Annotated in this window: 14 protein-coding genes and 1 pseudogene; 6 read left to right on the forward strand and 9 right to left on the reverse strand. The window is 35.3% G+C overall.

The window, feature by feature from the left end; translation table 11 throughout:
* Nucleotides 1–47 precede the first annotated feature (47 nt).
* Entirely contained in the window at nucleotides 48–2,048 is a 2,001-nt protein-coding gene (locus tag EHQ31_RS10715; protein ID WP_135573862.1) for a sensor histidine kinase, read from the forward strand.
* A 33-nt stretch (nucleotides 2,049–2,081) separates the two neighbouring features.
* Here the strand turns inward: EHQ31_RS10715 and EHQ31_RS10720 are convergent, their stop codons facing one another.
* A complete protein-coding gene (locus EHQ31_RS10720) occupies nucleotides 2,082–2,588 on the reverse strand; it encodes an amidohydrolase family protein (RefSeq protein ID WP_135573860.1) in 507 nt (168 codons plus the stop codon).
* Nucleotides 2,589–2,641: 53 nt separating this feature from the next.
* On the opposite strand from EHQ31_RS10720, the pseudogene EHQ31_RS10725 reads away from it, so the two are divergent.
* Nucleotides 2,642–2,851: pseudogene (locus EHQ31_RS10725) on the forward strand (helix-turn-helix domain-containing protein); the annotation flags it as partial.
* Between the two features lie 62 nt (nucleotides 2,852–2,913).
* On the opposite strand, the gene EHQ31_RS10730 reads toward EHQ31_RS10725, so the two are convergent.
* Nucleotides 2,914–3,177, reverse strand: a complete 264-nt coding sequence (locus EHQ31_RS10730) for an RNA recognition motif domain-containing protein (RefSeq protein WP_100744458.1) — start codon at nucleotides 3,175–3,177, stop codon at nucleotides 2,914–2,916.
* Nucleotides 3,178–3,555: 378 nt separating this feature from the next.
* Between EHQ31_RS10730 and EHQ31_RS10735 the strand changes: the two genes are divergently transcribed.
* Nucleotides 3,556–7,263 (forward strand): LamG-like jellyroll fold domain-containing protein, encoded by a 3,708-nt coding sequence (locus tag EHQ31_RS10735; RefSeq protein ID WP_135573856.1) that lies wholly within the window; start codon nucleotides 3,556–3,558, stop codon nucleotides 7,261–7,263.
* A 90-nt stretch (nucleotides 7,264–7,353) separates the two neighbouring features.
* Here the strand turns inward: EHQ31_RS10735 and EHQ31_RS10740 are convergent, their stop codons facing one another.
* Complete coding sequence (locus EHQ31_RS10740; RefSeq protein WP_135573854.1) at nucleotides 7,354–7,617, reverse strand: RNA recognition motif domain-containing protein; 264 nt, start codon at nucleotides 7,615–7,617, stop codon at nucleotides 7,354–7,356.
* A gap of 610 nt (nucleotides 7,618–8,227) precedes the next feature.
* Here EHQ31_RS10740 and EHQ31_RS18950 point away from each other — a divergent pair.
* Nucleotides 8,228–8,341 (forward strand): helix-turn-helix domain-containing protein, encoded by a 114-nt coding sequence (locus tag EHQ31_RS18950; RefSeq protein WP_244247396.1) that lies wholly within the window; start codon nucleotides 8,228–8,230, stop codon nucleotides 8,339–8,341.
* Nucleotides 8,342–8,402: 61 nt separating this feature from the next.
* Here EHQ31_RS18950 and EHQ31_RS10750 read toward each other — a convergent pair whose 3' ends face one another.
* Together EHQ31_RS10750 and EHQ31_RS10755 are read right to left on the reverse strand one after the other, a co-directional pair.
* Nucleotides 8,403–9,539 carry an MFS transporter gene (locus EHQ31_RS10750; RefSeq protein ID WP_135573852.1) on the reverse strand — a complete coding sequence of 379 codons (1,137 nt, stop codon included), beginning with the start codon at nucleotides 9,537–9,539 and terminating at the stop codon, nucleotides 8,403–8,405.
* Between the two features lie 21 nt (nucleotides 9,540–9,560).
* Entirely contained in the window at nucleotides 9,561–10,055 is a 495-nt protein-coding gene (locus EHQ31_RS10755) for a DUF2938 domain-containing protein (RefSeq protein ID WP_135573850.1), read from the reverse strand.
* Between the two features lie 137 nt (nucleotides 10,056–10,192).
* On the opposite strand from EHQ31_RS10755, the gene EHQ31_RS10760 reads away from it, so the two are divergent.
* Nucleotides 10,193–10,810: an ArsR/SmtB family transcription factor gene (locus EHQ31_RS10760; RefSeq protein WP_244247345.1), complete on the forward strand. Its 618-nt coding sequence runs from the start codon at nucleotides 10,193–10,195 to the stop codon at nucleotides 10,808–10,810.
* 33 nt (nucleotides 10,811–10,843) lie between these two features.
* Here the strand turns inward: EHQ31_RS10760 and EHQ31_RS10765 are convergent, their stop codons facing one another.
* The 3 genes from EHQ31_RS10765 to EHQ31_RS10775 are packed head-to-tail and all read right to left on the reverse strand — an operon-like array spanning nucleotide 10,844 to nucleotide 16,990.
* Complete coding sequence (locus tag EHQ31_RS10765; protein WP_135573848.1) at nucleotides 10,844–12,730, reverse strand: 7TM-DISM domain-containing protein; 1,887 nt, start codon at nucleotides 12,728–12,730, stop codon at nucleotides 10,844–10,846.
* Nucleotides 12,730–13,389: a response regulator transcription factor gene (locus EHQ31_RS10770; RefSeq protein WP_135573847.1), complete on the reverse strand. Its 660-nt coding sequence runs from the start codon at nucleotides 13,387–13,389 to the stop codon at nucleotides 12,730–12,732. Before EHQ31_RS10770 ends, EHQ31_RS10765 begins: the two co-directional genes overlap by 1 nt.
* Entirely contained in the window at nucleotides 13,379–16,990 is a 3,612-nt protein-coding gene (locus EHQ31_RS10775) for an adenylate/guanylate cyclase domain-containing protein (RefSeq protein ID WP_135573845.1), read from the reverse strand. Before EHQ31_RS10775 ends, EHQ31_RS10770 begins: the two co-directional genes overlap by 11 nt.
* 393 nt (nucleotides 16,991–17,383) lie before the next feature.
* On the opposite strand from EHQ31_RS10775, the gene EHQ31_RS10780 reads away from it, so the two are divergent.
* Nucleotides 17,384–18,184 carry an alpha/beta fold hydrolase gene (locus tag EHQ31_RS10780; RefSeq protein ID WP_135573843.1) on the forward strand — a complete coding sequence of 267 codons (801 nt, stop codon included), beginning with the start codon at nucleotides 17,384–17,386 and terminating at the stop codon, nucleotides 18,182–18,184.
* Between the two features lie 29 nt (nucleotides 18,185–18,213).
* Here EHQ31_RS10780 and EHQ31_RS10785 read toward each other — a convergent pair whose 3' ends face one another.
* Nucleotides 18,214–19,494, reverse strand: a complete 1,281-nt coding sequence (locus EHQ31_RS10785; protein ID WP_135573841.1) for an ankyrin repeat domain-containing protein — start codon at nucleotides 19,492–19,494, stop codon at nucleotides 18,214–18,216.

Consider the following 19,494-nt stretch of genomic DNA (forward strand, 5'->3'; position numbering starts at 1 on the left):
AACGATGGCAGTGACGGGCAAAATCCGAACCGGCAGATTTCAAAAAAATGAATAAGACATTTTTGATTGGATTATTGATTCTTTGTAGTTGTTCACAAGTTACAAAAGATAAAAATGCGAACATTGCTACCAAGGGAGAATTAGATTTAAGAAACTATGATTTCCACCAAACGGTTTCTCTTGCTGGTGAGTGGGCATTCGATTGGAAAAATTTAAATCAGCCCGGGCCAACAAATCCCAAACCAAAGGAAAGTTTCATTAGGATTGGTGAAAGATGGAAAAAACATTTCCAAGGAACTGGCTACGCAACATACCAAATTAAAATCTTATTTCCAGAAGTTGCAAAAAAAAACATTTATGCGCTTAGGTTCTTTCAAACTGGTGGAGCCGCAATGTCAATATTTATTGATGGTCAACTGGAACTTGAACTCGGAAAAGTAGGGAAAACTAAGGAAGAAATGATCCCTACTCGAAGTTCAGGAACCGTTTTACTCCCCCATCCAAACGCAGAAACCAATGTTCTAGTCCATATCTCAAATTTTTATCATGACGATGGATCGTTTTGGTATCCACCAACCTTAGGTTTATACAAAAAAATCAATGACCAAATATTTAACGAATCCATTCGAGATGCATTACTTACAGGTGCACTTATTTTTATGGCCTTCTATCACTTCACAGTATATTTTTTCCGAAGACATAAAACAATTATATTCTATTTCGGATTGTATAGTTTAATCATCGCATTACATTCAATATCTTTAAATGGTGATTCTTTATATTTTCTATTTCCCGATGTACCTTACCGATTGGCATTTTCCCTATCGCTAATATTCTATTTAGCAATGCCGAGTTATCTTTTATTTTTATACCAAAGATTCCCTGAAAATTTTTCAAATTCAATTATCAGTTTTTTTATCATCACATGCACAGGTTTATTTATTTTTGTATTGGTTACACCATCAGAATTAGGTTCTCAAACCACTTTTTATGGAATATCCCTGACAATCATAGGTTTATTTTATTCTATAATTTGTATGTTTAATGCCGTCTTTCAAAAAAAAGATATGGCCTTTCCACTTCTTTTGATTCAAATATTTTTATTTTTAAGTGCTATCAATGATACTTTATTTCTTTACGGAATTTTAGACAATTTTCTGATCCTTAAATACTCCTATCTATCTACCGTGTTGTTTCAATCACTTGTTTTGGCTTCTTATTTTACAAAATCATTTCTTAAAAATGAAATACTTGGAAAAGAACTTTCACTACTCAATGAATCATTAGAAAAAACTGTAATCCTTCGAACTGAAGAATATAAAGAAGCAAAACAAATTGCCGAAGATGCAAATCAATGGAAAGATAAATTCATTTCCCTTGTTGCCCATGATCTTCGATCCCCTTTGAGTACAGTTTACTCAGCATTAACAATGATCACTGACAAAAGTTCAACTGAGGAAGAAAATACTCATATTCTAAAACAAGTGTTCGTGATTTTAGAAAACGCAATGGCTACAGTCGAACACCTTCTTAACCTCAACCGATTTCGAATAGATAAAGGTCAAATCCACCTACAGTTTTCCGAAAATAATTTAATCGAAATTATGCGACCGTTGGCAAACTCATTTTCATTTGAATTAAATAAAAAGTCCTTACAGTTAGATATTTTGCTTTCTGAAACTACTACAGTTTACGCAGACACTTCCTTATTGATTGAGATCCTCCGCAATTTAATTGCCAATGCAATTAAATTTAGTTATCCAAATGGTTGCGTCAAAGTAAATGCAGAAACAAACCAAGAGTTTACCGAAATTCACATTGAAGACAATGGCCAAGGTATACCTAGGGAACGCCAAACAGATTTATTTTCAAATCCCATAACATCTCTTGGCACTATGGGTGAAAAAGGATTTGGGATTGGTCTGAAACTTTGTTTTGAACTTATGCGACTTCATGGTGGTGGTATCAAAGTGTACTCAGATGGAAGAACAGGAAGCAAATTTGTATTAGAATTTCCTAATGGAAGTTCAAACGACAAAATCTCTTAAAAGAATACTTTGACCAGACCGCAAATCATTCAGTTAAATGATAAACTCACCATTGGGTTTTTGGTTTGTTAACTTCGAATCCAAAATGCAAGGAATACCATTGATAAATACATGGGAAATACCGGTGGGAGCCGCATCACATTTTTCTGGACTTGTATTATCTTGAATTTGATGCCAGTCAAAAACAACTAAGTCAGCAAAATTACCATCGGCAATAATACCACGATTTTTCAATTTAAACCTACTGGCCGCTAACCCTGTCATCTTAAAAATAACCTCTTCCAGTGTAAGACAATTTGTATCACGCGCTATACTTAAAAATTTTGGAAATGCTCCAAATGCGCTCGCATTTTGAACTCCGGAAGGCTCAGGCCATGCATCGGTCATAAACATTGAAGCCGGGTGTTTCATTAGTAGTGGGATTAAATTTTTATGGTAGTATTTATGTAATATCATTCTTGCCTCTGCATGAGAAAACTTTAATATTTCTACTAGAATTCGAAACGGTGGTTTTGATGTTAATGAAGCAATTTCGCCAATTGATTTGCCGTTGTATTTTTGATACTCGGCACAACTAGCATTGGACCCTAAGAAGGCGACTTAAAAAAGAGGGATACTCATATAAACATATTGTAAATGGAATTTTGAAAAAAGAAGCCTTTCAATTATTAGAATCTACAAATCTAAGTATTGAAAAAATCTCAGAAAAGCTAGGATACAGTGATCCAACAAACTTTTATCATGCGTTTAAAAATTGGACAGGAACAACGCCAAAAAAATTTAGAAAAAATTTAAAAAACTAACAAAGAAATACCAAATCGACATAACTTTGTTAGTTTGTATTTTATACTTTAATAATTAAAAACTAATTCCAATTATTTGTTTTTGGCTTTGCAATATTCACTTTCATTTCACGGTTTAGAATATTTTTTCCGTTTAAATCATTGATTGCATTGTCTGCATCTTTACGTTCTTTCATTTCGATAAAACCGAAACCTTTTGAACCACCAGTATACTGGTCTGTAATGATTTTCGCAGAAGATACTGCTCCGTGTACTGAAAAAAGCTCATTTAACTTGTTTTCTGTCATTTCGTAAGAAAGGTTGCCTACATAGATATTTACTGACATTTGATTTCCTCAAATTTTAATTTTGACTCTTAAATTTTAATGAATTAGAAACGACTTTCCAAAAAGGAAATTAGGTAAAAACACAACGAAAATGCAGGGGAAAACTTTTAAAGGAGATCAGGATGCAAGAAAGTGAGGACTACTTAGTGGTTAAAAAAACGTATATACTTTGAATCTGTTACCAACTAAATATAGTTCCATTTAAATAGCAAGATCTATTATGTTTTTTTTTACTAAAGAACTGCTTTGAATTTTGATCAGTATTCCGTTTAAATATACCAATTTATTACAAATTTTTTGACTTCCAAACTTTGACATCGAAATTTCTTGATAAATATACCAATCATTCCATAGTTCCATATAACGACGATTTTGCATATGAAGAGACTGTCATTACCCCTGGTATTTTTTTTTCTCTCTTCCTGTACCTTGCCTTCGCTTGCAAGAGATCCTCTAGAATATCTAACCTTCTTACGTTTTTTCACAGGCCCTCAATTTTCGGGACATAGTCTTGGTGGTGCTGTCTCTGGACTCATTTCCGGAACCTCTGTTACCTTGACCAACAACAAAGATTCGGTTACGGTTTCAAGTGATGGTAATTTTACATTCCCGACAAAGCTTAGTTCTGGCCAAAATTACAATGTTAGTTTTGTTACCAATGGCTCGGGACTCACATGTTCCATAGCCAATGCTCAAGGTGTGGTCCAAAATAGCAGTATAACAAATATTAGTATCACATGCGGTGCTGGCGCAAACTTCCATGAAGTAGGTGTGAATGTTTCTGGTCTCAGCGGTAGTATTACCGTCCAAAACAATGGGGCAGATACTCTAAACATTGCTACAAACGGATTAACAAAATTTACATCTCTAATTTCTACAGGATCTAATTATGCTGTCACTCTCACAGCACAGCCAACCGGCACAATCTGTTCGTTTGATGACCCCACTCTGACTTTAGGGACAATGGCGGCGGCAAATGTTACGATATTTATTACTTGTGTGAATGGATATATTGTAGGTGGAAACATCCATTCCACAGCAAGTTCGGATTTGGGCACGAATCTAATTGGTAGGCAAACATTCATAAAGACATTTGTTGGTTCTTTTCCATTCAATTCGGGTGGAGGTGGTGCAAATCCTGGCGGTGCTGCTGCCAGTGCCGGACCAACGGCTGCTCGTTTTAGTGGCCCCAATATGATCACAGCTGATAGTAATTTTGTTTACCTTGCTGATTCGATCAATGCTGTCATTCGTAAGATTGACAAATCGAACGGAACTACCACCATCTTAGCTGGTGGAAATTCTGGAGGTGGTATAGTTTGCCCAGGAACAGTCACTACCAACTGTAAAGATGGAGTAGGCACTGCGGCAGAATTCAATGGAATCACAGGTCTTACCAATGATGGGAATAATTTATTTGTTTTAGAATCAAGTGGAAGAAGGATTCGTAAGGTAAACTTAGCTACCTCCGTTGTTTCTACTTTTGCTGGTTCTGGGACTGCAGCAGCAGCAGATAACACATCAGGAATTCTTGCTTCCTTCAACAGTCCAAGTTGGATTTCGCTTTTTAATGGGAACCTCTATGTTGTAGATCGAGGAAATTGTACAATTCGCGTCATTAACCCCATCACTACAGCGGTGAGCACACTTGCCGGTGGACCCACTATTTGCAGTTTTGCGAATGACCCAGTCGGAACTAACGCACGTTTTGTCTCACCAATCGCTATAGTTGGCCTCGGTAACTACCTTTACGTCACTGATATTGGTGTTGGTGGCGGACATAAAATTCGTAGAATTGCCCTTTCGGGAACCAATGCAGTGGATACAATTGCGGGAGATGGAGTGCAAGCTTCTACCGATGGAATTGGGACTTTGGCACAATTTAACGATCCTCATGGAATTACAACCGATGGTACCAATTTATTTATATCTGAATGGTCAGGCCATAAAATAAGACATTTAAACCTAACCACAAATAAGGTCACAACACTTGTTGGTAGTGTTTCCGGGTATTCGGACAACACTGGAGGGAATGGTCTTTTGAATTTTCCCGGTTATCTATTGTCAGATGGTCAAAATATTTACATTGCAGATACTGGAAACCATTCTCTCAGAAAAATAGAACCATCTGAAGTTTTACGTTATACTTTCGATGGAAACACAAACGATTCCATTGGAACTAATAATGGTACTATTGTTGGTTCCCCTACTCTTACAACTGATGAAAATGTTCTGGCCAGTGGAGCATACGAACTACATGGGGGTGGTGACTTCATCAAATCCACCACAGATATCATTACTCCTCAGATTTCTGATAACCTCACCATTTCTGCCTGGGTATTTCCTGAAGGGGGAACCGGTTCCCAGTTTATCTTTTACAATGGACAAGGTGGGACCAATGGATATGGCCTCAGTTTTAATAGTGCAGGTTCATCACGGAAATTGATAGTTTCTCTTGGTGCCGTAGGACCAAGCGGGAATACTACAATGGGATTACCTCTCAACCAATGGTCACACGTAGTACTCCAACGTTCCTATCCAAATTGGAAAATCTACATCAATGGATTACAAGATCCTGTGGTATTTACGACAAACCCAATTCCTCCCACAGGCACGTTCAAGGTGGGTGACGCAGGAAATGGATTTTATTTCAAAGGGAAAGTTTCTGATGTTCGTTATTTTAAGGGAGCCATCGATGATGAATCCATACGACGAATGGCGGTTCAAATTCCTGCAGGTCTTGTCACCTACTATCCGTTCAACGGAAATACAAAGGACTATGGCACAGAAAAAAATGATTTAACAGTAACTGGAGCTGCACCCACCACCGATCGTAACGGGAACCCAAACGGAGCTTACTACTTTAACGGTGCCTCCTTTATGCAAAAATTAAGTCCCACTGGATTGCCAATGGGAACTAACCCAAGAACCATTTGTGGTTGGTTTAATAAATCAAGTACTATTGGGGAATACATCGTGGGATATGGTACTTTCACAACTTCGCAAGGGAATGGGCTTGTAGTTACGGATACCGTCACAGGTATGTTTGGTGTAGCCAATGATGTCACAATCGGTCACGAAGGTTTTCGAAACCAATGGATGCATCTCTGCGGGATCTATAGTTCCGGAAATGTTGAAGTTTATGAGAATGGAGTTTTACGTGTTTCAGATACGAAATCTTGGTCTACAGTATCTGGCCCAAGCCTAGAAGTAGGTAGACGGCTCGATGGAGCCGGCCAATTTTCAGGTGACCTCGATGAAATTCGGATTTATAACCGAGTTCTTTCTTTATCCGAAATCCGTACGCTCTCAGGTGCATATCCGACACAAGTTACCACCTGGAACCAAACACCTGCTAGCAGTAGTTTGAAATTTTTTCTTATGCCGGAAGCAGCATCCTTTGGACCAGGAGCTTGCAGTGGCGGGGCAAATTGTATCGGGATTGTGGACGACCGGAGTGGGAATGGCCTTCATGTGAGCCAAGCCACGGGAGCCCAACAACCGATTTTTAACGCTACAGGGATCAATGGATCCAAGGCGATACGTTATTCAAATTCGGCAGGAACAGTTTTATCGAGAGCTTGTACTCCAGAATTCAACTCTCCCGCAAACACCATCTTTGCCGTGTTTAACGATATGGAAGGTTCAGGAAATGATGGAATATTTCATAATGGAACCAGTGGGAAGTTATTGTATTTAACAGATGGAGGGGGAGGAAAACTTGTAAGTTTGTTTGATCAGGTAATGAATACTCCTAGGTTAGTTACGGATTTATCTTTTTATACAGCCAATACAATCACCCTCCTCTCTCTAGAATACAATGGGACATCTGGGAATATATATAATGCTGGTGGTGTCGTGAGTTCTACTAGTTCGGGACCTCCTACCTACAATTGCGGAGGTGGAAACCTTGATATTGGTAGGTTTTATTTTGGAGGATTACCTCCAGGTGATGGTGATTATTTCGATGGTTTTATGGGAGATTTAATTTATTACGACCAAGCCCTATCCACAAGTGATAGAGAAATTGTAGAGTGTTATCTTTCTAATAAATACAGCTTACCGGTAAACCATTCCTGTAAATAAGGAAACTAACTTGGGGGAGAATACAAATATTTCAGTCCTTAGTAAAATGAACTAAGAACTGAAATATAAAAAAATAAAGTTATGTAAAACTTAATTCCAATTATTGGTTTTAGGTTTTGCGATATTCACTTTCATTTCACGGTTTAGAATATTTTTTCCGTTTAAATCATTGATAGCGTTATCTGCATCTTTACGTTCTTTCATTTCGATAAAACCGAAACTTTTTGAACCACCAGTATACTGGTCTGTAATGATTTTCGCAGTAGATACTGCTCCGTGCACTGAAAAAAGCTCATTTAACTTGTTTTCTGTCATTTCGTAAGAAAGGTTGCCTACATAGATATTTACTGACATTTGATTTCCTCAAATTTTAATTTTGACTCTTAAATTTTAATGAATTAGAAACGACTTTCCAAAAAGGAAATTGGTTCCATCTTAACTTTTTTCTCATCACAAAACAATAAACTGGAATTTGAGTCGTATTCGAATTCCGAAATTGACAATTTCCATTTAGTCAATAAATTATAAAACGAAGTATGAAGTTCTATTTTTTACTTCTAAAAATTTCAATTCCAAGCAAAAGATAAACCGAGGATGAGAACTTCCAAAGACAACAATCCATATTGGGAAAACTTGGTAGTTCCAAATCATTACAGAATTCATAAACATCCATAAAATCGTAAATAGTTGACCTAAATGTTCACCAATGAAAACCCCAAACAAAAGATGAATAGTAAGTAAAGATTCTAAACTAAAAAATATCCTTTATACAATCTGTATTTCTTGGCCTTTACTTTTATCGCAAAGAAAGTATCTCTAACATTGGTTTTTCGGTATGGGTTCTTGGATTTGCATGGCATAGAATCTATCGTGATCAAAAAAAAAATGATATAAAACAATATTTAAATTCGATCCAAAACATAAATAAATAGCAAAAATAACTTTATTGGAATCTGATACTCCAGTGCTTCGCGTTGGATTTAATGTTGGATTTAATTCAAAAAATTCATTTATCAGGGCCTTTAAAGAATTAACAAAATTAACACCAACTGAGTATCGTAAAAAATACAAACCTTAGCCAAAAAAACAAATCTGAATCATTTTTTTGGCAAGGGAATCATAGCTTCATTAAGATTCGGTCACACTTTTCTTTCCTTTAACCTCAATGCAATGAGAAAAGAAAACATACAAGTGATCATACCAAATTCGTAAACTGCCGCATAACCAAAGTGATTGGCAACAAAACCTGCAAGCGGTCCAGTCACACCCAATGCAAGATCAAAAAAAGCAACGTAAGCTCCAAGTGCGACACCGCGATATTTTGCCTCCATATTTTTTACTGCTTCCACACCAAATGCAGGGAACACAAGAGAGTAACCAAAACCAGTCAGTGCAGCGCCTAAAAATGCTAAAGAAGAATGATTTGCCTGCCATAACATACCTTGTCCGAGAATAGCGACCGCAGAGAAAATCAATGCAATTTTTTTACCACCATACTGATCTACCGTATGAGCAAAGAAGATACGAGCACAAACATAAGCAGTGCCAAAGACCAACATAACCCACTCTGCACCCTCCCATCCTCTTTCTCTGAATAGTAGTGTACTAAATCCTGCAATCCCTGCAAAACATACCGCAGCAAAAAAAAGACCCATTCCTTGTTTCCAAACTTTGGGAACCACTTGATAAAATGGAATCCTCACCTGACTTGCAGGTGGAACCATTGGAACAAAAAAAGAAATGATTCCTGCAAAGATAGGAAACAGAATTGATATTACAACTCCTCCTAAAAAACCAAATTGCTTTACCATTAAATAACCTAACGGAGCTGAGATGGCTATGGATCCATACATTGCCATTCCACTCCATGCCATCACTCGACCAGCGTTGGATGGACCCACTAAACCGACACCCCAAGAAAGTGCGCCTGTAATCAGTAAACTTTCTGAATATCCTAAAATGATTCTTCCAACAATAAGACTTGTGTATCCAAAAGTACCTTGAAAATATAAAACTCCTAAACTGACAATTCCAGAAATCACAGCAAAGAAGGATCCTCGTAGGACAACCAATTTTGGTCCTTTTAGATCAGATAGGGAGCCTGAATGATGCCGACTTAATAGTGTTACAATTGACTGGATTCCAAGGATGAATCCAAGCCAAACATCACTTAAACCTAAAGTGCCCTTAATAAATCCAGGTAATGTAGCAATCGGTATACCAACAGAAAAAAAACCTAAAAGAACAATCAATGCAATAACGATAATATATTTCATATAAAATTCCTCAAACTAAACTTAACGGAACAAAACATTTGTTAAAACAGCAGTTCCATAGAGTCCAAGTCCATATACCGTATGAATGGCAATATTTCTAATTCTAACTTGGAATGGTTTTGGCGTTTTGGAAGCAGCAATTCCCATTCCCATTGCAGGTTGCATTAAAAACCAAGGAGCCAATATAGTCCCTACGCCAACAAGAATTGATGGTATTATCGTTGGATTCACTAACCACCTTTTACCCCAAAGTATTGGCAAAAGTAGTGAAAATAAAATTCCTATCAAATAATGTATGGCCCAACCCAATTTGGTTTCATTTGGGATTACCTCTGCCTTTCCAATGGATGTATGGAAAATTTTTCCGCGTGATATATGGCCAACCCAACGTCCCAAAAGTCCCAAATCAAGCGAACTCACTCCAACTGTTTTTTGCAAAAGAAACCGCCAAACATCCATAGTTGCCGTAGCACCAACCCCAACCAAAAGGATCTTCCAATAACTTTCTAACTCCATAAAAGCCTCCAACAAATCATTATATCATTCAATAATTCAATTGATTGATATAATGTATACAATTTTCCCAAACCTTTTACAAAATTTCTTGCAGGAAAACAGAATCACCAATTTTATTGAGATAATATATGGGAAGTATGGAAACTATTCCACGGATGAGTGAGGTTGCGGGAATGCTCGGAAACGAATCTCGCTTAATTTTACTCCAACTTCTTTCTGATGGCGAAAAATCAGTAGAGCTTTTATCAGAAGAGTCAGGTATTCCCGTAGCAAACACCTCACAACACCTCCAAGCATTAAAAAAAAACAGTATGGTGACTACACGTAGAGACGGGAAAAGAATTCTTTATCGTTTGGAATCAGGCCCGTTAAAAGATTTATTCTACGCACTGGAAAAGTTTGCAGTATTTAGCATTGCCGGATCACAAGGCCTTACCACTGGAACTACCGTGACAACCAAACAAAACCTCAACATCGCTGAACTTCAAAAGAAAATCAAATCAGGAGGGATTCTTCTCGTTGATGTGCGCTCTAAAGAAGAATTCAAAAAAGGACATATCCCGGAAGCAATCAATGTTCCATATAATGACCTATTGACTCATAAATTTCCTAAAACCAAAGAGGTGATCGTATATTGTCGAGGACCACTTTGTTTGTTATCAGTGAATGCATTAAATCTATTAAAATCGCGAGAAATAAATGTTTCTCGTTTTGATGGAGGATTTAGCAGTTGGATGAAAATTGAGGAGAAATAAACTTAATTGTAGATGTTTTAGAAATAACTTTGATCAAGTAGGAAACTGAATTTTCAATTGGTAAGTTTCATCCAATATCTGAACCTCTAATTTGCCATTTAATAATGTTAATCGCTTTTTAATACTTTTAAGTTCAAAGTTAGAACTATGCTTTTGAATTGGTAGAACCATTAAATTCTTTTGATTAATATAAAAAATACCGTTACTATAATCTAAAGTCCAAACTGATTCACCTCTACCATATTTGATATCATTTGTACAAACTTCATATAGCATATAAAATATATTTAAAAAGTAACTTTGGTTTTTACCTATGATTTTGATTTTATTAAAATAATTCGAGAATTCCGAAGAAGGTGTGAACTCAAATTCTCTCCCAACATCAGAATACCTTCTTAACAAAGTTAAATGTAATCCAGTGACAAAGTTTTCAAAAATTAAATTTTGATCTTCTATATAAAGTAGTTGGTTCCGAAGAGATTGGATAATTGAGACTACTCTATCATAAATATAATTCAGATCAAAAGTATGTTTTACTGATTCATTCATACTTGCCATTTTTCTTTCTAAATATACTTTTAAATCCGTTAAATTCGCTCCTAATTGGTCATGTACCATCAATTGCATTTCAGCCCTTTGTTTCGACAATGCATGTAATGATTCTTCATGTAAGGCCATTTCTATATTTGCTCTAGATTCAATAGCATAAGCAAAAAATTTGCTTAAAGAGACTGTTTGAAAAATTACATAAAACAAATATCCAATAATTAAATATAAACCGCCATGAACGCCATAAAAATTAAGTGATATCGCTAAAATACAAAACAAAGCAAGAGAGAAAAGAGCAATGGCCATAGAATATAACCCTTGTGCTTCTTTTTTATGTTTATAAAGGAGAAAAAAAGAAAATACTAAAAACGATACCAAATAAACAACGAGATAAAGAAAATTTAAATAATATTGAATTGTTTTAGGAACAAATGGAGTAAACAAGGCGAAAATTGCACCAACAAAGAAGAAATTTTTTATGTATTTGTATTGTTTTGACTTAAACAATTCGCTCAAAAATAAAACGGAAAACACAAATGTAAAAATATTTACATAATGCAGCCAAATAGATTGAAATTCAAAACTCTGTATAGGGACAAAATAACCATGCGATTTACTATTTAGAAAAGGAATACGAATTAAAAAGGAAATACAAACAATGGAAAAATACAAAAAGGCAAGTTGATTACGATTGATAAAATAAAATGAAAGATGATATAAGACAGACCCAAAAATAAGGCCAAATACAAAAATTTCTACAATTAGATTCTTACTTTTATACAAATGAATTTGTGAAGGAGAAGCAATCAAAAACTCACCTCTTGGTCCACCTTGATAAAAATCCTGATTCGCAATTTGTAATACAATATCCAATTCCAATTGATCTGTTTTAAATTCAATCGTTGAATTGGTCCTATCAGGTATAATGTCTGCAAAAATGGTGGAAACTTTTCCTTTCTCCTGAATCAGTTCTCCATTGATGTAAACCTTAGAGGCAGAAAACAAATGCATAAAATAAATAGAAAACTGTTTTAATTTAAAACTTTTTTGAATTTTTATTTTTTTACGATAGGTAGCAAAACCTTTTGAAGGGAACTTTTGTTCTGAAAAAGTTAAATTGGTCCAAGGCCGAAATTCTACTATTTGAGTATCACCTAACGGATAGCTTACAGGAAAATCCTTTGGATCCAAAAGTTGGTTCCAATAAAACTCCCATCCAGATGATAAATTAATCGGACGCGAATTTTCCCAATTTGTATCAGATAAATCAATATATGATTTATTTTGATTTATCCCCTCTAACTTTTGATAACAATTTATTGGAATCGTAAACAAAACCAAAAATAGACAACACTTTTCAATACAATTCATTATAAAATAGAATATTCTTGTACTTTGAGTGCTAATTCTGAACGATTATGAACCTGTAATTTTCGATAGATAGATTTTACATATCCTTGCACGGTATGCTCACTCAAGTCTAAAAACTTGGAAACCAAAGGAATTGTCTTTCCTTTGATTAATAATTCAAGAATTTGTTTTTCCCGATCTGTTAAATATACTTTTGGTTTATCGATTGGACGCCTAAAACTAGAAAATACCCGGAGTGCAATGGTAGGCGTGATATAAGCCCCACCTCCTATTAAAACATCAACAATATTCTTAATTTGCCCTAACTCTGATTTTAAAAGGTAACCAAGTGCCCCATTTTTAATCGAATTAAAAATCATTTCATCGGAATTCATATTGGTTAACATTATGACTTTTATGTTTTCATTTTTTTCTGATAATATTTTAACTACTTCGATTCCATTAATACCAGGCAACATAATATCTAAAAATAAAATATCGATACTTTTATGTTTGGGATCACGTAAAAGCATCTCACCCGTTTTCCAAGAAAGGATCTCCGATACATTGGCCAATTCGGAAATACGATTTTTTAGCTCTTCCAAAAAGAAATCGTCATTTTCCAAAATTCCAATTTTAATCCTATTTAGTTCGGTTATGCTATCATTATTAAGCGACATGTTCCCTGGTTCCTGCTAACGTTTCATAGTATTTCCAAAAATTTTCATTGGGAGTCCGTTTATCTTCTGATATGGAAAATTCCGTTTTCAAACCCAAAACATAGAACATTTCCACTTCTCCTTTGTTTTTGGCATTAATTTTTCCCCTGTATTCGCATTCAAAAACATCTTTAATCATACCATATGTTTCACCACTAACATTGATTTTGCCCGGAGTTCCCGACGATTCCATTCTAGATGCAGTGTTCACAGTATCCCCCCAAACATCATAGGCAAATTTCTTTTCTCCAATGACACCTGCAACTAAGGGACCTGAATGAATTCCTAAGCGTAACTCCCAAAATGGCAATCCCTGGTCCGCTTTGATTTGTTTCATTAGATTCATAAAGGCCTGAATTTCCAAAGCAGCAAGAACTGAATCGATAGCATGTGTTTGGTTTCGTTTTGGGATTCCACCTGCACACATATAACTATCCCCAATGGTTTTTAGTTTTTCCAGTTTGTATCTTTCTGTAATTTTATCAAACTGAACAAAACAAGCATCCAAATCTCGGATCAGTTCTTGTGGCGTTAAAACTTCTGCGATTTGTGTAAACCCTTTAAAGTCGGTAAACATAACACTCACATTTTCGTATAATATTGGTTCTGTGGCACCTTTTTCCTTTAGCTCCTCTGCAATATCAACAGGCAAAATATTAAGTAAAAGTTTCTCATTTTTCCGTCTCTCTTCCTCGGCAATATTTCTAGAAATCTCTAGTTCTTGGAATAAAGCAGAACCATAAATAATTCCTGCTAATTGTTCTCCCAAGATAGATAGTTTTGAAATATCTTCATCAGTTAAATCCATCGATTTGTCTGAATTAGATAAATCAAGTAATCCGACTACCTCGCCATTTAATATCATTGGGATAAAAAGAAATGATGTGATTTTACAAACATCAATCACCCATTTTTCATCTTCAGAAAGCAATCTTTCCATCTTTCCCAAATCATTTGGTATATAAATTGGCTTTTTTTTACGGAGTGCCATCTGGTGGCCTCCTGCTGCGCCCTTTAGTGGCACTCTCATTTCATAGATTCTTTTTTTCTGGAATTCAGTGACATATTCAGGAACTTCCATCTCCATAAATCGTAAGTATTTTTTCTCTCCATCAGCAACTAACAATGAATAATACATAATCCCAAAATTTGTTTTTACATAATTATGTATTTTTTTCATGATCAAATGAATATCCATTTTTTCATTGATATCTTTGATAAATCCATTCAAGGCAAGGATATCCTTTTTTTGTTTTTCAGTTTGCCTTAGGAGGTGGACTCTTTGAATAACACTTGCAACTTGTGCACAAAGATGTTCAATGGACCTCGCTTGTGACTTTGTTAAATCCAATCGCTCTAGAAAATTTGAAAACATAATCAGACCTATGGTTTCATTTTTTAAAACCAATGGCACATGCAAAAACGAGGTAGCATGAACTTCATCGCCGATTCGTTTATCAATCTCAAATTCAAATCGTTTGGTTTGAGGCAGTAACATACTTTTTTTTCGTTTCCAAACTAAATAGGCGATTCCTCCTGATTCATTCAAAGGAATCCGTAAATTATGAACAAATGCCCTTTGTTTATCCGAGGTATCAATAAAAGCCTCGGCATGTACACTTTTTATTTCTACTTGGTTTTCATCTAATAAAAATAACCAAGAAGCTAAAATGCCATATTTTTGATTCACATACTGGGCAATGGCACTGATGATTTTTGGTAATTCAGATTCAGAATTAATTAAATTAGTTAATTGATTGATGGCTTCAATTTCTTTTTTGGCTTCTTCTGATTGGATAAGAGCATTATCTGCTTTCACTTTTTCTTCGGCCAATGCAAACATCGTTTCGTCTAACTTCACCGCAGTAGATCGTAAAAATACAAACGATACAAGGTAAAAAGCCAATGCGATTGGAGATGCCACAAATAACGCGTGATATACTGCAACACCTAGTGGAAAAGTTTCCTTTAAATTTAAAACATAAAAGGACATCGAAACTGGGACAAAAAATAGGATCATTAAAGAAACACGATTTCCAATCAAAGTGGCTTGTCCCGAGGTAGGTATGGCTCCCAGTTTGATGATAAAAATTGAAATCAAAAGAGCTGGAATGAATTGTAATTCACCAATTGAGTACAACGGAATTCCCATTGTGGCCGGCAAATTGAGAAAAATAAGAAAGTCACCGAAAAATAACGAAAGCACTATGAGACTGGCCAATTGATTACGTGTTTCTTTCCATATATGAATCCAATCTTTTAAAAAATATGTCATCCCTAACATACCTAGAAAACCAAATGCATTTAGACCAATGCTTCCTCCTGACATCCTACCAAAAGAGTATTCATAGAATCCGCTGAAAAAATAAGGAGTCCAAACGATAAAGGATAAAAGTAGCGATCCAAAATCAATAAGTCGGACAAGTTTGGGAGATTTTTTACCAAATAACGCATAACAGAATCGCAAATGGATTCCTGGAGTGAAAACAAATAAAGTATAAAAAATTTGTTCCAACCGCCTATGCACAATTAACGGTAAGTCAAATTTAAAAATAACCATAACAATAGTAAAAGCACCTGCTAAAAAAAATGAGATGGATGCTAACATGTTTAATTTAATATCAGGATTACTTCCTGCAATATAAATAGCCAAAGCAAATACCACAACACTAGAGAGAAGTGGGATTAAAAAAAAAGGTCGATTATATGCTGTTATCTGGTCATTTGGATAAAGATATAATGAAACTAAATATGCCATCAGGATTAAAATCGTTGTGATAAATCCCGATAAAAAGTAGAACAATCCCCTTTGTTTGAATAATAGATCATTTAGATTCAAAAAGTCTGACCTAAAGATTCCATACCCGAGAATTGATAATGGAAGAAATGCAAAACTACTCATTGGAAATACTGGATATCCAACTAAACTTAACAAATTTGTAATCAAAAGAAAACTACATATATGAAGCCCTAAAAACATAAACTTTTTTGATTCAAACTCTTCTTGTTTCTTCATCCAATAATGAAACGAGGTAGGTGTATAAACAAACAGGTAGTTAATGACCAAAACAATACCCCAGAATTTAAGTGGGAATTCCGCAATTGGATACTTGCCAAACGAATAAATAAACCAACCACCTGTAAAATCGTAATGGGTAATCAGTCCGTAATACCCAAATGTTAGTGTAAACATAGCCAAAAAACCAGAAAGGATCAAATATCGATAGGATTGGTTCGTTAAATAATAGGTTAAATATGCAGCTGACGGAGATAATAACATAACTCCATAGTATCCAATACGATTCCAAAACAACAAAGTTGGTTGGTCTTGGACTAACGTACGTAATGATAAAACAAATCCAAGTGAAGCAAATGAAAAAGAAAAACAAATAAAACTAAACAAAAGTTTGCGATTCTCAGATCTTTTGAGGGCGAGAATTCCAAGAGATGTGAGTGTCAATCCAACAACCATTGTAAAAAAATTCGGTACTGCCCAAGGGAGTTTGTACCACATATAATCGATTGTCGACGGATTGGTCGAAAGTTCAGGAATAGGAATCATGAAATCCTCAGTTTGAATTACAATTTCTGTGCGAAAAATCAAAATCTTTGCAAAGAATTCTCATGACTTTCATTCCATTCGTAAGTATGGAAATAAATATTTCAGGATATAATCCCCCCTGTTTAGGGGGTTTTAAAATTTGCCGCAACTGTCACTGTAATTTCTATGTCGTCTTTAGGTTGATAGGAACCATATTCAGCTATTCTGAAAAGACTACATTTGTTAGAACAACAAAACTTAATAAAAATATTCTGATATGTTTCATAAACCAACTAGGTTCATAAAACGTAAGTTTCCAAATCTATGCGGTATTTTTTTTAGAAATAGCAAGAATCGGGTTTTCGAATCGTTGAATTCAATCTAAAATATTCTCATTCCATTTTTGGAGATGAGATGAAAACATTTATTTTACTACATGGTTCTTACCACGGCGCTTGGAATTGGCATAAAATAATGCCGATATTACAAAAACAAGGATACCGAGTGATAAGCATAGATATGCCAGGACATGGACTAGACAGAAAGAATTTAAATTCAGTAACACTTAGTGACTATGTAAACAAAACAGTAGAGGTGATTCAAGCGGTCGAAGGCAAAGTGATTTTACTTGCACACAGTCGTAATGGAATTGTAATTTCTAAAGTAGCTGAAACGATTCCGGAAAAAATTGAGAAATTAATTTACCTCGCATCCTACTTAATCCCGAACGGAAAGTGTATGATGGAATATGCACTCCTTGATCGGAAGTCATTAGTGATTCAAAACACAGTTCCCAAAATATCCGTAAAAATAGTGAGTCTATTGATTAAAAATTATAATGGATATAAAAAAACATTGATCGATCTTTTTTTACCAAAAATTTACAGAACCCATCGTTTGAGCCAACATATATTCCAAGAAGCACTCTATCATGATTGCCCCCTTGAGATCACTGAGTTAGCCAATGTTTTACTCACACCAGAACCAAACTTAGGTGGATTTGAAAAACTGAAATTAACTGAAGAACGTTACGGTAAAATTCCGAAGATATACATCGAATGTTTGCAAGATCGAGCTGTTACACTATTTCTTCAAAGGAAGATGCAAAAAGATTCTCCCTGTGATCGGGTTTCCCAAATTGATTCCAGCCATTCTCCTTTTTTTAGCAAACCAGAAAAATTATGTGAAATATTGAACGAAATAGCGAGAGAGTAAATTTGATCCTTTAGTTTTTTAAAAATGGTCTATCGGTTCTTTAACAACTCAACAATTTTAAGATGGCCATTTTCTCGAGCCAAATCCAAAGCAGTTTTTCCCTTTTTATTTTTTAACAATGGATTGGCATTTTTTTCTAATAAGAAGGAAGTGATTTCATAATTTCCATCTCTTGCTGCTAATATCAATGGAGTTTGGCCTTCCAATGAATCAGCTTGGTTGGTATCAGAGCCCAAAGAAACCAGTTCTTTCACAATCGATTCATTTTGTAATAAAACAGCTAAAATCAAAGGAGTTTGTCCAAATTCATTTCGCGTTTCCAAATTTGCACCATCACTTGTTATCGATTTTACAAATGGAAGTGCCCCTCCTTGAATCGCCCAAAAAAGCGGAGTATATTTATGTTCATCAACTTCATTAACATCGACACCTGTTAAACGGAGAACATCAAAAAATAAAATATGGTTTTCTCTTGCGGCGTAAATCCAAAGCAATTTTTTTCTTCTAGTATAGTCCAAAAAAAACAAACTTATCAAAACAAATACTAATAGAAAAGTCCCCAAGGCACGTTTAGCCGCATATTTGGTATCGGGATGAATGAAAAAAATAGAATTTTCTCCCAAAAGATGAACCACAGATTTGTATTTTTTAATAATCAAATATATTAAAATAACATTAGTGGGAAGCGTAAAAGCAACAAGATAAGGGATGTTGACAATTTTGCCATTCCCAGCATATAAAACAAAATAAATAGGAAAAATAAGGATGAGGAATCCATAAATTGTTATACTCTGAGCTATGTATCCTTTTGTTGTGCCACCTTTTCTAAGCAAAAGCCCTCTATGAAAGCTCATAAGTTGTAACAGAAAAGAAGAAAGAATGGCCCAAATCACAGAGCTTAGAATCTGAAAAGATGGAAGAGGAATGGGCATATCCCAACGGTTTTTACTCATACCAACGTAAAGTCCAACAAGGATCGCAACCCCACCAACAAGCCAAAGCGAAAAGAATACCCGAATTGAATGCCTAGCTCTTCTCATTCTTGCAGTTTTTTCTTCTACAACATCTTCTTCACCAAGAATGTCTTCTACAGAAGAAGCAGCACGTAACGTTCCCAATACTGAGACGGCAATGTAATAACATAGAAAAGAAACTGCTAAGAGGTTCCGTTTCCAGGAAACATCACTAGAAAGAAAACGAACAATAACAATCAAAAGAAATGCCAAAACTGGCGGAGTAAACAAACGAATGATTGAAATCAGTCCACCACGAAAAGGATTCATCTCTGGAAGGTTTTTGTCCGGATTCAT

It is taken from the genome of Leptospira montravelensis, assembly GCF_004770045.1.
GTDB lineage: Bacteria > Spirochaetota > Leptospiria > Leptospirales > Leptospiraceae > Leptospira_A > Leptospira_A montravelensis.

Bases quoted from the DNA above. Each gene is read 5' to 3' on its own strand.
- EHQ31_RS10740 (WP_135573854.1), bottom strand. From the start codon at position 7,617: ATGTCAGTAAATATCTATGTAGGCAACCTTTCTTACGAAATGACAGAA.
- EHQ31_RS10730 (WP_100744458.1), bottom strand. From the start codon at position 3,177: ATGTCAGTAAATATCTATGTAGGCAACCTTTCTTACGAAATGACAGAA.
- EHQ31_RS10780 (WP_135573843.1), top strand. From the start codon at position 17,384: ATGAAAACATTTATTTTACTACATGGTTCTTACCACGGCGCTTGGAAT.
- EHQ31_RS10735 (WP_135573856.1), top strand. From the start codon at position 3,556: ATGAAGAGACTGTCATTACCCCTGGTATTTTTTTTTCTCTCTTCCTGT.
- EHQ31_RS10755 (WP_135573850.1), bottom strand. From the start codon at position 10,055: ATGGAGTTAGAAAGTTATTGGAAGATCCTTTTGGTTGGGGTTGGTGCT.
- EHQ31_RS10715 (WP_135573862.1), top strand. From the start codon at position 48: ATGAATAAGACATTTTTGATTGGATTATTGATTCTTTGTAGTTGTTCA.
- EHQ31_RS10770 (WP_135573847.1), bottom strand. From the start codon at position 13,389: ATGTCGCTTAATAATGATAGCATAACCGAACTAAATAGGATTAAAATT.
- EHQ31_RS10775 (WP_135573845.1), bottom strand. From the start codon at position 16,990: ATGATTCCTATTCCTGAACTTTCGACCAATCCGTCGACAATCGATTAT.
- EHQ31_RS10760 (WP_244247345.1), top strand. From the start codon at position 10,193: ATGGAAACTATTCCACGGATGAGTGAGGTTGCGGGAATGCTCGGAAAC.
- EHQ31_RS10765 (WP_135573848.1), bottom strand. From the start codon at position 12,730: ATGAATTGTATTGAAAAGTGTTGTCTATTTTTGGTTTTGTTTACGATT.
- EHQ31_RS10785 (WP_135573841.1), bottom strand. From the start codon at position 19,494: ATGAATCCGGACAAAAACCTTCCAGAGATGAATCCTTTTCGTGGTGGA.
- EHQ31_RS10750 (WP_135573852.1), bottom strand. From the start codon at position 9,539: ATGAAATATATTATCGTTATTGCATTGATTGTTCTTTTAGGTTTTTTT.